Raw genomic sequence first — 13,126 nt, 5'->3', positions numbered from 1 at the left:
GTTACTCTGCCACGGCGGCGGTTATGAGGGCCTTGAGCGTGCCCTTTTGGATTTCGCCGAGGACCCGGGAGGCCACGCGGCCCTGTTTATCCAGCACCAGCGTGGTGGGCACGGCGCCGGGAGGAACCAGCCCGGAGACGGCCAGGAGCACGCCGCCGTCCTTGTCGTTGAAGCTGGGGTAGGTCAGATTGAAGGTCTTGTCGAACGCCTCTGCGGCGGCCTTCTCATCGCGGAGGTTGACGCCGTAGAACTGCACGCCCTGCCCCTTGAATTCCTGGTGGAGGGCTTCGAGCGACGGCGCCTCGACGCGGCACGGCGCACAGGCAGCAAACCAGAAGTTGAGCACGGTGACCTTGCCGACGAAGTCCGCGGGCTCCACGGCGGTGCCGTCGAAAAGGGTCCCCTTGATGGTGACGGCGGATTTGCGGTCTGCAGCGGCGAATTCTGTCACGGAACCGTCTCCGGCCACGTAATTCTTGTTGTCCCCGGCTTTGGCCTGTTTGGCCAGTGCGTCCTCCTGGGCGCATGCGGAGAGCCCCAGCGTGAGGGCGGCCAGGCCCAGGCCGCCGGCGGCCAGGACACTCCGGCGCGAGGCGGAGCGCATGACGTCCTCACCTGCGGTGTTTGCCTTCTTGAAGGGGAATCCGGCCACGCTCAAGCCCCCGGAGTGTTCGAGGCGCCGGGCAGGAGCGCGGCAGCAGGCTCGCTGTAATCGACCCGGAGAAGGGTGCCGTCGTCGGCGAACACCAGTGAGGTGATGGACGTCAGGGTGCATTCGCGCTTGCGCGGATCATGCCAGAGGGGCTTGCCCTCGGCACTCAGGCGCGTGGACCAAATGGGGAGCTGATGGCTGACCAGGATAGCTTCGGCGTGGTCGCCGCCCAGCTCAATGGCACGGCGGCGGGCGTCCTGGACAGCGGCGATGACGCGGGCGGCCTGGTCCCTGTACGGCTCTCCCCAGGACGGAACAAAGGGATTCCGCAGGTACGGCCAGTGCCTGGGCTTGCGGAGCTCGGCCTTGTTGACCTTGAGGCCTTCGAAGTGGTTCTCAGCTTCGATGATGCGGGCCTCAGTGTGGATTTCGAGGTTCAGCGCTTCCGCAATGGGCAGGGCGGTTTCCTGCGCGCGGGTAAGGGGCGAGGCCACCAGGTGCACGATGTTAGCCCCGCCGGCGACGCGGTCGCTGAAGTGCACAGCGAGCGTCCTGGCCATCTGCTGCCCGAGTTCGGAGAGGTGGAATTCCGGCAGCCGTCCGTAGAGGATGCCGTCCGGATTATGGACCTCGCCGTGGCGAAGGAGATGAACAGTGGCGTGGGGCATGTGTACCAGTTTCTCAAAGATGTCGGGTGATCTGAAATCTTCTACAGGGAGTAGAACTGAGAAGTTTTGAAAAATGTTCCCCCGGGTTGGAATAAAAGATGCAAATGCATGTTTATACTTAGTGAAGCAGTTAGTTGAGACTTCAACCAAGAGGTATCAGCTGGCGATCAGATGTCCTTCCGCAAGAGACTTTCCACCACAGATCACAAGGAGCAACACCATGGCACTGCCCGCCAACGTCACCACCGGCACCTGGACCCTCGACAACTCGCACAGCGAAATCGGCTTCACCGTGCGCCACGCAGGCATCAGCAAGGTCCGCGGCCAGTTCAAGGACGCCGCAGCCACGCTGTCCGTCGCCGAGAACGTTGCCGACTCCAAGGTCAACGCCACCATCCAGACCGCCAGCTTTGATTCCGGCGACGCCAACCGCGACGGCCACGTCCGCGGCGAAGACTTCTTCGACGTCGAAAAGTTCCCGGAGATCTCCTTCGTCTCCAACGCGATCGTTCCCAAGGGCGACGCCTACGAGCTCCAGGGCGACCTGACCATCAAGGGCGTCACCCGCCCCGTGGCCCTCGAGACCGAACTCCACGGCGTGGCTGTCGATCCCTTCGGCAACACCCGCGCCGGCCTCACCGCCGAAACCACCATCAGCCGCAAGGACTTCGGCCTCACCTGGAACGCCGTCCTCGAAGCCGGCGGCGTGCTGGTCAGCGACAAGGTTGCCATCAACCTCGAGCTCGCCTTCATCGCTCCTGCCGCGTAGGTACTGCGCTTCGTAGTTACCTCAGCACCCCGCTCCGTCACCGCGACGGAGCGGGGTGCTGTGTTTAAAACGGGATGCTGTGTTTAAAGTGGCCGCTCAGGTCCGCCGGCCGGATGGCGGTCCAGAATACCTCCTTCGAATGATCCACCGTCAGGCCGGAGCGCGGTACGGTTGAACCAAACCATGCTGGGGGCAGGGAACCGTCACTGATCCCGGTACCCGTTTAGTCAGTAGTCGACCCGCAAAGGACCAACTATGAGCACGCCTCCAGCCAACCCGGCCAACCCGAACGAACCTGAGAACGGCAAGCCCGGCCCCGACGCGCCCCAGTACGGCCAGAACGCGCCGGAGTCCCCCGCAGCGCCGCAGTACGGCCAGAACGCGCCGCAGTCCCCCGCAGCGCCCCAGTACGGCCAGCAGCCCCCCGCGGCGCCCCAATACGGCCAGAACGCGCCGCAGTACGGCCAGCAGCAGTACGGCCAGAACGCGCCTCAGTACGGCCAGGCCCAGTACGGCCAGCAGCCCCCGACGGCACCCCAGTACGGCCAGAACGCGCCGCAGTACGGCCAGGCCCAGTTCGGCCAGCAGCCCTATGGCCAGGCCCCGCAGCAGTATGGCCAGTCACCATATGCCCAGTACCCGTCCGAACAGCCTCAGGGTGGCGCCGCCGGCGGCGTCCCGAAAATGGTCAATAACGCGTTCTGGATGATCATCGCAGCGGGCGTGCTCTACATCATTTCCATGCTGGTGGCCATCCCCGCCCTGGACGATCCCGCTATGCGGAGCCAGTTCGAGGATCAGATGAGGGCCAGCGGGGCGGACGTTGATTTCGAGTCCATCAAGGGCCTTGTGATCGGCATGATGGTGGTCTTCGGCCTCATTGGCGCCGGTCTCTACGCCCTGGTCGCCTTCAACGTGCGCAAGGGCAAGAACTGGGCCCGCATTCTCGGCACCGTCTTCGCAGCCCTGTCGATCTTCAGCCTGTTCCCGTTCAGCATCGGCACCATCTCGGCCTTGCTTGGCATCGCCGCCATCGTGATGCTCTACCTCCCGGCGTCCGCACCCTACTTCCGGAAGCAGCAGCCTTTTGGCAGCCCCTACTCGCAGCCGGGCAACCCTTACGGCCGCTAAACCTCCTGCACCACGGTTCCAGCCAGAGGGCGTGGACTTTGGACGGACCGGTCGACAACAGTCGCCGGTCCCCCGGAGTCTGCGCCCTCTGCGTTAGCCCGGCTGTTCCTTGAGCCGAAATTGAGCCACAAACTATGCACAGAAAGCCCCGGCACACGGTACCGTGTTAGCAAAATCACGCTGGGGGCAGGAAGACGTGGCTGATCCCGGTGGCTGATTGTCCAGTAGCCGACTCGCAAAGGATCAACCATGAGCACTCCGCCCGTCCCGCCGTCGTACCCCGGCGCTTCCTCATCCGGCGGGCAGTATGGCCAGCAACCGCTACATGGGCAGGGTCCGTCGCCCTTTGCGCAGTCACCCCAGTACGGACAGGCGCCGCAGTATGCGCAGGCGCCGCAGTACGGCCAGCCGGCTCAGTACCAACAGCCGCAGTACGCGCAGGCACCGCAGCCGCAGCAGTTCGGGAACCAGCAGTACACGGTCTACCCTTCGGAGCTGCCGCAGCGGGGAAACTCGGGGGCAAGCGCGGCTCCCCCGCTGGTGAACGTCTCCTTCTGGCTGCTGATCCTTGCATGCCTCCTGTGGGCCGGATCGGTGTTTCTCTCGCTGGGTTCAATCGATGATCCCGCCATGCGCCGGGCGTTCGAGGCCAGGCTGGCAACGAGCGGAGCTGACATGGACTTCGAGGCCCTCCAGGGCATCATCGTGGGAATGGTGGTGCTGATTGCGGCCGTCGGTGTGCTGGTGTATGCGCTGGTGGCGTTCAACATCCGGAAGGGCAGGAATTGGGCCCGGATTCTTGGCACCATCCTGGCTGCATTCTCACTGCTGGGCGTTCTTCAAATGGGGCTCGGAACACCTTCCATCCTGGCCGGGGTCGCCGCCATGGTGCTTCTCTATCTCCCTGCTGCCGCACCGTATTTCAGGAAGTACCACCCGTTCGCCAGCCCGTACGGGCAGCCGGGCTACCCGTACGGCCGCTGACGGCAGTATTCCTCGCCGTCGTTACTCGCCGTCGTCCGGGGCCTGGATGCGCTGGGCGTGGTAGGCCAGAATCTGCAGCTCGGTGGCCATGTCCACCTTGCGCAGGTTCACGCCCGGCGGCACCTGGAGCATGACCGGCGCAAAGCTGAGGATGCTCCGCACTCCGGCGGCTATGACGCGGTCGCACACTCCCTGCGCCACGGCGGCCGGCAGCGCCAGCACCACCATGTTGGCACCGGTCCGGTGGAGGACCGGTTCGAGGTCCGCAACGTCACTGACCCGGAGCCAGCCCACCTCGTTGCCCACCACCATCTGGTCAGCATCGAAAATGGCCACGACGTCGAATCCCCGCGATTCGAAGCCGCCGTACCGCGCGAGGGCCTTGCCGAGGTTGCCGGCGCCCACGATTGCCACTTTCCAGTCACGGGTGAGCCCCAGCGCGGCTGAAATGTTGCGGCTGAGGTACTGCACTTCATAGCCGACGCCGCGGGTGCCGTAGGACCCCACATGCGAGAGGTCTTTCCGGAGGGTGGACGAACTGACGCCGGAAGCTTCGGCCAGGGACTCGGAGGAGACGCGTTCGACGCCTTCGGCCAGCAAGGTGGTGAGGGCGCGCAAATAGATGGTCAGCCGTGCCACGGCCGCGGGCGGAATCTGCTTGGCCGCAGTTCCGCTGTCCCCGTGTACAGCCTCGGGGGATGAATCCAGCGAAGTCACTATCTGCTCCATTGCGTCGCGTTGTGAGTCCACTCTAGAGCCCCGTCCGCAATGCCAACAAAGCAGAAGCCGCCGCGCTTATTTGGCCACGGCCTGGCGAAGGATCCGCTCGAGGCGGGTTTCATCGATCTTCCAGAAGTCCCGCTGGATCCCGTCCACCAGGACCACGGGGATCTCTTCGGCGTATCGCTCGCGCAGCTCCGGCTGATTGTCCACCAGTTGTTCCGTCCATTCGAGTCCCAGGGCGGCAGTGACCCGCTCGACGGCGTCGCGCGCTGCTTCGCACAGGTGGCAGTCAACTTTGGTGATGAGGACGACGTCAGGTTTTGCCATGCCTCAACCGTAGCCCGGGCTGCCGTCCTGCCGCGACGGCACGGGTCGTGACGGCGTGGACCCGCCCATTGACTAGACTCAAGTCATGCCCGAGGAGAAGTACGTCGCCGTAGTCCGGCAGCCGGCCGGTGCGTTGCAGCACGGCGAGGCCGCCTTCTTCGACGTCGACAACACCCTCATGAAGGGCGCCAGCCTCTTCCACGTGGCCAGGAAAATGCATCAGCGCGGCGCGTTCACCCTGCCGCAGGCGGCCGGTATGGCCTGGAAACAGTTCAAGTTCGTCCTCCGGGGCGAGAACATGGACGACGTCCACGCCGTCCGGGACTCCGCACTGACGTTGGCCGCCGGAATCACGGTGGAGGACATCAAGGCCCTCGGCGAAGAAGTGTTCGACGAAATGATTGAGTCCAGGATCTGGCCCGGCGCCAAGGCACTCGCCCAGCAGCATCTCCGCGTGGGACGCATGGTGTGGCTGGTAACAGCTACCCCCATCGAGGTGGCAACGGTGATTTCCACCCGGCTGGGCCTGACCGGTGCCCTGGGAACAGTCGGCGAGATCGAAAACGGCGCCTACACCGGCCGGCTGGTGGGCGACATCCTGCACGGCCAGGCCAAGGCGGTGGCCGTCCAGGGCATCGCGGATGCCGAGGGGCTGGACCTCAAGCGCTGCTGGGCCTACAGCGATTCGCACAACGACATCCCCCTGCTGAGCATGGTGGGCCATCCTGTGGCCATCAACCCCGATTCCCGGCTCCGCCGCCACGCGCGCGAAAACAACTGGCCGGTGTACGACTTCCGCTCGGGACGCCGCGCCGCCACGCTTGGCCTGAAGGCCGCGACGGTTGGCGGGGCGGTGTACGGCCTCTGGAGGGGCTTGACGCGCTTCCGCGGCCCCACGGTCTAACCGTCTGCCCCGGGACGCGGAAACTGCGTCCGGGCGAAGCACCGCCGCCGGGCCCCCGACCCAAAGAAAAATGCCCGCTGCCAAAGGCAACGGGCATCTCACGCTGTAGGAAGTATCTCTACTTCTTGTTACGGCGCTGGTGGCGGGTCTTACGAAGCAACTTGCGGTGCTTCTTCTTGGCCATACGCTTGCGACGCTTCTTAATAACTGAACCCACGAAAGTTCCTTACAAACTAGATGGAGTACCTGTCTGATGGAAGAGGTCCGTGGACTAGGCAACAGACTAAACAACAAACAGATTCTTACAATAACGAAAAACGTTCCCTAACAGGGTACCGCTTATCCGGCGCACCCACTGACCGCACTCGTTTTGAGGCAGATCAGGCGGTGTCCGACTGGCCTTCCACGACAGCACCCTTGACGTACTGTTCGACGGCGGATTCCGGCACCCGGAAGGACCGGCCAAAGCGGACGGCCGGCATCTCGCCGGAATGGACAAGGCGGTACACGGTCATCTTGGAAACGCGCATGAGCTCGGCCACTTCGGCCACAGTCAAGAACTGAGCGTTCGAGAAGTTCGACTCTGCGGACATTTCCCTTATTCCTTTGTTAACAGCTGATAAAGGCAACCCCATTGAAACCCCATTGCGGTGTGCCGATGCTGAGCCATCAACCTACCCTGTGCTAGTTACTCTAGTGGCTGATGGTGCCATTGTGAAAGTCATTCCGCGGTACCAGTTTTCGGTGGATGCCGGGGGAAATCAGCCCTCCACGGCACCGCGCCGCTTGCGCGCCGATGCTGCCAGCTGGCCCAGGACCGACGCCGTGACATCCCATTCCATGCAGGCATCCGTCACGCTCTGGCCGTAGACCAGTTCGTCGGTGCCGGCCGCATGCTCGGCCACATCAAGGTTCTGGGCCCCGCCCACCAGGAAGCTCTCAAGCATGACGCCGGCAATCGCCGCGGCCGCTGCACCGCCGTCTTCGAGCTGCGCACCGATTTCCAGGGCCACCTCGGCCTGGCGGTGGTGGCTCTTTCCGCTGTTGGCATGGCTGGCGTCCACAATGAGCCTCGGGTTGAGCTGCTTGCCTGCCAGTTTGGCCGAGGCTGCTTCGACGTCGGCCGCGGAGTAGTTGGGGCCCTTGCGTCCGCCGCGGAGGATCACATGCGTGTCAGGGTTGCCGGCCGTGGCCACGAGTGCGGCGCGGCCCTCACCGTCGATTCCCAGGAATGCCTGGGGGGCCGCGGCGGCACTGCAGGCATCGACCGCAACCTGGAGGTCGCCGTCGGTCCCGTTCTTGAACCCGACGGGCATGGACAGCCCGGAAACCAGCTGGCGGTGGATCTGGCTTTCGGTGGTACGGGCGCCGATGGCGCCCCAGGAGACGAGGTCAGCCATGTACTGCGGGCTGATGGGTTCCAGGAATTCAGTGGCTGTGGGGAGGCCCAGCGACGTGACCTGCTTGAGGAACTGGCGGGCCGCGCGCAACCCGGTGGCGATGTCGTGGCTGCCGTCCAGGTGGGGATCGTTGATGAGGCCTTTCCAGCCCACCGTGGTGCGGGGCTTCTCGAAGTACGTCCGCATGACGATCAGCAGGTCTTCCTTGTGCTTCTCGGCCTGGCTCACCAGCCGGCGGGCGTATTCCAGGCCGGCCTTGGGGTCATGGATGGAGCAGGGTCCCACGATCACCAGCAGGCGGTCGTCCACTCCGTCCATGATGGCCCGGACTTCGTCCCTCCCGCGTTCGACGACGTCCGCCACCCGGGCGTCCAGCGGCAGTTCCGCGATCATGTCCTGGGGAGTCGGCAGCGCCTGGAATTCGCTGACGCGCAGGTTCGAGGTGGATTTCTGCGCAGATGCGGGGCCTTCCGGTGAACCGTTGTTTTCCGGTGAAGTGGAAGGCTGTGTTTCGGTGGCTGCTGCGGTGCTCATGTGTGCGGGTCCTGTTCCGGGTGGTGCGGAGCGGGCCCAGATCAGAACCCGCCGGAGAAATGGCGAAGGGCAGAGAATGATCTCTGCCCTGTTGGCTCTGAAGGAAAGTTGGATGCGTGTCAGTTAGACGCGGGCCCCTCCAGAGCCAACGAAAAATACGCATACCAACGGTTAGTCATAGCCAAGACCATAACCGCAGAAACCATCCGGCCGCAAACCCGGAGGCGTCACAAAACTCCACCGACGCCCTCCCCGGCTCACCGCCCTCCCCAACTGACTCGCAGTTAACGCTCCGAAATCGCGTTTTCGGAGCGTTAACTGCGAGTCAGTTGGGAGGCGTAGGCATTACCCCAGCAGCTTGCGCAGGTACTCCAACTGGCGGTTCCACTGGTGTTCCTGTCCGCCCTCATGGTTGTTGAAGCGGTACACCTCGATGTCTTTGGCCGGCGCCCCGCCACTGCCCGTTCCGTAGGCGTTGAAGCTGGCGAAGACCGTCGAAGGCGGGCAGATATCATCCGCCTGCGCGGCCGAGAACAGCGCCGGAGCCGTTGCAGCCCGGCCCAGGTTGACGCCGTCGAAGTAGTCCAGCACGGCCAGGATCGGCTCGTAGCGGTCGCGGTGGCGGGCCAGGAATGCGGCGATTTCGGGATAGGGTCCGCGCGGAGTGATGTCGATGGCGCGGGGGAAGTCCTGCAGGAACGGAACATCCGGCAGCGCGGCGATCACGCCGTCGAGCCTTCCGGCTGCGAGGCCGGCCACGGCAACCGTGATGCCGCCGCCCTGGCTGACGCCCGCCACCACAACCCTTGAGGGATCGACGGCGGGATGGGCCTGCGCCGCTTCCACCGCGCGCAAAGCGTCAACGTAGACCCGGCGGTAGTAGTAGTCCTCGCGGCTTCCGACACCGCGGGTCATCAGTCCCGCGTGCGCCACATCGCCCGCTGAAGGGTGCGGGTCCGCCGTATGGCCCAGGAGTCCGCCGTACCCCTGCCCGCGGGTATCCATGATGAAGTGCGCATAGCCAGCCTGCGCCCACTTGGTGTCCTGGTTCGACAGTCCGCGGCCGCCCGAATAGCCCACATACTGCACGACGACGGGAAGCGGCACGTCAGCCGGCCTGTTCGCCGGCAGGTGCAGCCACCCCTTCACGGGGGAACCGCCGAAGCCGGCGAACGTGACGTCGAAGGTGTCGATCACCGTCAGGTAGTTGTCCACGGGTTCGAAGACTGCGTCCAGCGGGTACTCCCGCGCTTCGCTGATAGTGCGGTCCCAGAAGGCGTCAAGGTCCGCGGGTGCGGTGACGCCGGACGTGTAGTTACGGAGCTGCTCAAGCGGTAGGTCGAAGAGGGGCATCGGGTTTCCGGTTCTTTGGAGCGGGCTGATAGGTGCGTTGTGGTGATCGTTTCAGGCAGGCGCTGCAGTATCCAGCCGCCACGACGGCAGGTTGAGGACTGTGTCCAAGTGCGGCCTCGGGTGAAGTTCCTGGACATGCGCTCAGACCAGTGCCGCCTGGTAGCTTTCCAATTGCTGCGAGCCGCGCACCAGCGCCCTCAGTTCGCCGAGCCCTCCGGACACCACGCCCGCCGCCCGCGCCTGGACCAGCACGTTGCCGAGGGCAGTGGCCTCGACCGGCCCGGCGATGACGCGCTTGCCGGTGGCGTCTGCCGTGAGCTGGCACAGGAGCCGGTTTTGCGAGCCGCCGCCTACGATGTGCACCACATCCACGGGCGCCTCCGCCAGGCGTTCGGCGTCCGCGATGGTCCGGGCGTAGCCGGCAGCCAGGCTGTCCAGGATGCAGCGGGTGATCGCGGCGGGGTTGTCGGGGAGGACAGCGCCGGTGTTGCGGACGGCAGCGCGGATGCGTTCGGGCATGTCCTCCGGGGCGATGAAGTAGGGGTCGTCGGCGTTGATCTGGGGTCCGCCGAACGGCAGCGCGGCGGCGGCTGCCAGCAGTTCGTCGAGGGTGGCGGTGTATCCCTGCTGCGCCCATGTCCGCTGGCATTCGCTGAGCAGCCAGAGCCCGCCGACATTGCGGAGGTAGCGGATGGTGCCGTCCACGCCGCGTTCGTTCGTGAAGTTGGCCTGCCGGCTCGCCTCGGTGAGCACCGGTTTCCGGAGTTCGACGCCCACCAGCGACCAGGTCCCTGACGAGATGTAGGCGAAATTCTCCGCTTGCGCTGATGCGGCCCCGGTTCCGGTTGCCGCGGCCGGGACGGCGGCGACGGCGGAGGCAGTGTCGTGCGAGCCGACGGCCACCACCTTCGTCGCCCTGTCCAGCCCGGTGCGGGCGGCGATGCCGGGCAGCAGCGTCCCCACGGTTTCGCCCGGTTGGATCAGCCGCGGGAAGAGGTCCTTCGGGAGCCCGAGGGCGGTGAGGAATTCGCCGGCCCACTCCCCCGCGACGGCGTCAAAAAGCCCCGTGGTGGAGGCATTCGTGGCCTCGGTGCGGCGCTGCCCGGTGAGCAGGAACGCGACCAGGTCCGGGATGAGCAGGGCCTGCAGCCCGGTCAGGTCCGGTTCGCTGGCCAGCTGGTAGAGGGTGTTGAACTGCAGGAACTGCAGCCCGGTGGTGCCGTAAAGCCGGGCGGGGTCCAGTTTCCGGTGCACCCGGGCGACGGCGGCGCGGCTGCGGTCATCCCGGTAGCTGAAGGGCTGCGCAACAAGCTCCCCGGCAGCGTTCACCAGCCCGTAGTCCACCGCCCAGGTGTCTATTCCGATGCTGCTGATGGTTTCGCCCCGCTCCGCGGCGACGCTGGCCGCGGCAGCGAGGCCGGTGAGCACCTCGGCGAACAGTGCGTCGAAATCCCAGCGCAGGCCGCCGTCGGACTCCACCACGCCGTTCGGAAAGCGGTGGACCGTTTCCAGCTTGGCGCTTTCCGAGCCGGCACGGCCGGAAACGCGTCCGAGGATGACCCTGCCGGAGGAGGCGCCGATGTCGACGGCGGCAAAGACACTGCCGGCGGACAGGCCGCCGTCAACACCCGGAACGTGCCCGCTCATCGCAGGAAGGCGGCGGCCACACCGGCGTCCACGGGGATGTGGAGGCCGGTGGTGTGGGACAGTTCGGCACTGGTGAGCACGGCGGCGGCGTTGGCCACGTTCTCCGGCAGGACCTCGCGCTTGAGCAGGGTGCGCTGGGCGTAGTACTTGCCCAGCTCCTGCTCGTCCACGCCGTAGACCGCGGCGCGCTTGGCACCCCAGCCGCCGGCGAAGATGCCGGAACCGCGGACCACGCCGTCGGGGTTGATGCCGTTGACGCGGATGCCGTATTCGCCAAGTTCGGCTGCGAGGAGCCGGACCTGGTGGGCCTGGTCCGCCTTGGTGGCCGAGTAAGCAATGTTGTTCGGGCCGGCGAACACGGAGTTCTTCGAGGAGATGTAGATGATGTCCCCGCCCATGTCCTGGTCAATCATGACCTTCGCCGCAGCCTTGGAGACGAGGAAAGAGCCCTTGGCCATGACGTTGTGCTGCAGGTCCCAGTCCTTCTCCGTGGTTTCCAGCAGCGGCTTGGAGATGGACAGCCCCGCGTTGTTGACCACCAGGTCCAGCCCGCCGAACGCCAGCACAGCTTCCCGGATGGCCGCGGCGACCTGGGCTTCGTCAGTGACGTCCGCTTGGACCCCGATGGCTGCGTCAGGCCCGCCGAGTTCCGCGGCCACCGCCTGCGCGTTCGCCAGGTTCAGGTCCGCGATCACCACGCAGGCGCCTTCCGCGGCGAGGCGGGTGGCAATGGCCTTGCCGATGCCCGACGCAGCACCCGTCACCAGCGCGATGCGCGTGGCATGGGATTTCGGCTTCGGCATCCGGGCCAGCTTGGCTTCCTCCAGGGACCAGTACTCGATCCGGAACTTCTCGGATTCCTCGATCGGGGCGTAGGTGGAGATCGCCTCGGCGCCGCGCATCACGTTGATGGCGTTGATATAGAACTCACCGGCCACGCGGGCGGTCTGCTTGTTCGCGCCAAAGGAGAACATGCCCACGCCCGGGACCAGCACGATGGCCGGGTCCGCGCCCCGCAGGGCCGGGCTCTCCGGAGAAGCGTGGCGGTCGTAGTACGCCTGGTAGTCCTCGCGGTAGTCCGCGTGGAGTTCCTGCAGCCGGGCGATCGAGTCCTCCACGGAGGCGTCCGCGGGCAGGTCCAGGATCAGCGGCTTGACCTTGGTGCGCAGGAAGTGGTCCGGGCAGGACGTGCCCAGGGCACCCAGGCGCGGGTGTTCGGCCGCTTCCAGGAAGTCCAGGACGACGGCGTCATCGCTGAAGTGCCCCAGCTGCGGTTTGTCCGTGGACGCCAGCCCGCGGATCACCGGCGCCAGTGCGGCAGCCTTGGCGCGGCGTTCGGCTTCGGGGAGCGCACCGTAGCCGGGCAGCTTGGCACCGAAGGGTTCCGGGCGCCCGTTTTCGGCGATGAATTTCTCGGCCTGGTCGATGATCCACAGCGAGTTTGCTTCGGCTTCTTCGCTGGTGGAGCCCCAGGCGGTGATGCCGTGGCCGCCCAGGATGGTGCCCACGGCCTGCGGGTTGGCGTCCTTGATCGCGGCGATGTCCAGGCCCAGCTGGAACCCGGGGCGGCGCCAGGGAACCCACACCACCTTGTCACCGAAGATCTTGGTGGTCAGCGCCTCCCCGTCCACGGCCGTGGCAATCGCGATGCCGGAATCCGGGTGCAGGTGGTCCACGTGCTCGGCGTCCACGAGCCCGTGCATGGCGGTGTCGATCGACGGTGCAGCGCCGCCCTTGCCGTGCAGGCAGTAATCAAAAGCAGCCACCATTTCGTCTTCGCGGTCCACCCCGGGGTAGACGTTCTTCAGTGCGTTCAGCCGATCCAGGCGGAGCACGGCAAGGTTTTCCTTCTTCAGCGTCCCCAGGTCCCCGCCGGAGCCCTTCACCCAGAGGAGCCGGACGTCCTCGCCCGTGACCGGGTCCTTCTCGGTGCCCTTGGCCGAGGTGTTGCCGCCGGCGAAGTTGGTGTTCCGCTTGTCCGCGCCCAGGCGGTTGGACCGGGCAATCAGTTCTTCAACAGTTTTGTTAGTCATG

At 65.6% G+C, this 13,126-nt stretch carries 14 protein-coding genes; 4 read left to right on the top strand and 10 right to left on the bottom strand.

Annotation, left to right across the window (positions count from 1 at the left end):
- Position 1: 1 nt before the first annotated feature.
- Both ACFVWT_RS01005 and ACFVWT_RS01000 read right to left on the bottom strand, forming a co-directional pair.
- Positions 2-604: a TlpA family protein disulfide reductase gene (locus ACFVWT_RS01005; RefSeq protein WP_390247020.1), complete on the bottom strand. Its 603-nt coding sequence runs from the start codon at positions 602-604 to the stop codon at positions 2-4.
- Between the two features lie 50 nt (positions 605-654).
- On the bottom strand, positions 655-1,320 hold the full coding sequence (locus tag ACFVWT_RS01000) for a histidine phosphatase family protein (RefSeq protein WP_390244430.1): 666 nt from the start codon (positions 1,318-1,320) through the stop codon (positions 655-657).
- A gap of 220 nt (positions 1,321-1,540) precedes the next feature.
- On the opposite strand from ACFVWT_RS01000, the gene ACFVWT_RS00995 reads away from it, so the two are divergent.
- The 3 genes from ACFVWT_RS00995 to ACFVWT_RS00985 all read left to right on the top strand — a co-directional run bounded on the left by ACFVWT_RS00995 (position 1,541) and on the right by ACFVWT_RS00985 (position 4,204).
- The gene (locus ACFVWT_RS00995) at positions 1,541-2,089 is read left to right on the top strand and encodes a YceI family protein (RefSeq protein ID WP_390244428.1); all 549 of its coding nucleotides are present in this window, start codon (positions 1,541-1,543) and stop codon (positions 2,087-2,089) included.
- A 255-nt stretch (positions 2,090-2,344) separates the two neighbouring features.
- Positions 2,345-3,220 carry a hypothetical protein gene (locus tag ACFVWT_RS00990; RefSeq protein WP_390244426.1) on the top strand — a complete coding sequence of 292 codons (876 nt, stop codon included), beginning with the start codon at positions 2,345-2,347 and terminating at the stop codon, positions 3,218-3,220.
- Positions 3,221-3,469: 249 nt separating this feature from the next.
- Complete coding sequence (locus tag ACFVWT_RS00985) at positions 3,470-4,204, top strand: hypothetical protein (RefSeq protein WP_390244424.1); 735 nt, start codon at positions 3,470-3,472, stop codon at positions 4,202-4,204.
- Between the two features lie 21 nt (positions 4,205-4,225).
- Here ACFVWT_RS00985 and ACFVWT_RS00980 read toward each other — a convergent pair whose 3' ends face one another.
- Entirely contained in the window at positions 4,226-4,921 is a 696-nt protein-coding gene (locus ACFVWT_RS00980) for a redox-sensing transcriptional repressor Rex (RefSeq protein WP_390244422.1), read from the bottom strand.
- A 78-nt stretch (positions 4,922-4,999) separates the two neighbouring features.
- The gene (locus ACFVWT_RS00975) at positions 5,000-5,254 is read right to left on the bottom strand and encodes a glutaredoxin family protein (RefSeq protein WP_390244420.1); all 255 of its coding nucleotides are present in this window, start codon (positions 5,252-5,254) and stop codon (positions 5,000-5,002) included.
- Between the two features lie 85 nt (positions 5,255-5,339).
- Here ACFVWT_RS00975 and ACFVWT_RS00970 point away from each other — a divergent pair, with 85 nt between their 5' ends.
- Positions 5,340-6,158 (top strand): HAD family hydrolase, encoded by an 819-nt coding sequence (locus ACFVWT_RS00970; RefSeq protein WP_390244418.1) that lies wholly within the window; start codon positions 5,340-5,342, stop codon positions 6,156-6,158.
- A gap of 118 nt (positions 6,159-6,276) precedes the next feature.
- Here ACFVWT_RS00970 and ACFVWT_RS00965 read toward each other — a convergent pair whose 3' ends face one another.
- The 6 genes from ACFVWT_RS00965 to ACFVWT_RS00940 all read right to left on the bottom strand — a co-directional run bounded on the left by ACFVWT_RS00965 (position 6,277) and on the right by ACFVWT_RS00940 (position 13,125).
- Positions 6,277-6,375, bottom strand: a complete 99-nt coding sequence (locus ACFVWT_RS00965; RefSeq protein ID WP_003792170.1) for a 30S ribosomal protein bS22 — start codon at positions 6,373-6,375, stop codon at positions 6,277-6,279.
- 163 nt (positions 6,376-6,538) lie between these two features.
- Positions 6,539-6,751 (bottom strand): helix-turn-helix domain-containing protein, encoded by a 213-nt coding sequence (locus ACFVWT_RS00960; protein WP_043429999.1) that lies wholly within the window; start codon positions 6,749-6,751, stop codon positions 6,539-6,541.
- Between the two features lie 168 nt (positions 6,752-6,919).
- Positions 6,920-8,092 (bottom strand): 3-deoxy-7-phosphoheptulonate synthase, encoded by a 1,173-nt coding sequence (locus tag ACFVWT_RS00955; protein WP_390244416.1) that lies wholly within the window; start codon positions 8,090-8,092, stop codon positions 6,920-6,922.
- A gap of 345 nt (positions 8,093-8,437) precedes the next feature.
- A complete protein-coding gene (locus tag ACFVWT_RS00950; protein ID WP_390244414.1) occupies positions 8,438-9,445 on the bottom strand; it encodes an acetylxylan esterase in 1,008 nt (335 codons plus the stop codon).
- A gap of 141 nt (positions 9,446-9,586) precedes the next feature.
- Positions 9,587-11,092 (bottom strand): rhamnulokinase family protein, encoded by a 1,506-nt coding sequence (locus tag ACFVWT_RS00945; protein WP_390244412.1) that lies wholly within the window; start codon positions 11,090-11,092, stop codon positions 9,587-9,589.
- Positions 11,089-13,125, bottom strand: coding sequence for a bifunctional aldolase/short-chain dehydrogenase (locus tag ACFVWT_RS00940; protein ID WP_390244410.1), 2,037 nt, complete (start codon positions 13,123-13,125; stop codon positions 11,089-11,091). Before ACFVWT_RS00940 ends, ACFVWT_RS00945 begins: the two co-directional genes overlap by 4 nt.
- Position 13,126: the final 1 nt, after the last annotated feature.

The sequence above is a fragment of the Arthrobacter sp. NPDC058288 genome (genome assembly GCF_042880995.1).
In the GTDB taxonomy this organism is placed as follows: Bacteria; Actinomycetota; Actinomycetes; order Actinomycetales; family Micrococcaceae; genus Arthrobacter.
This window is presented reverse-complemented; position numbering and strand designations above follow the sequence as displayed.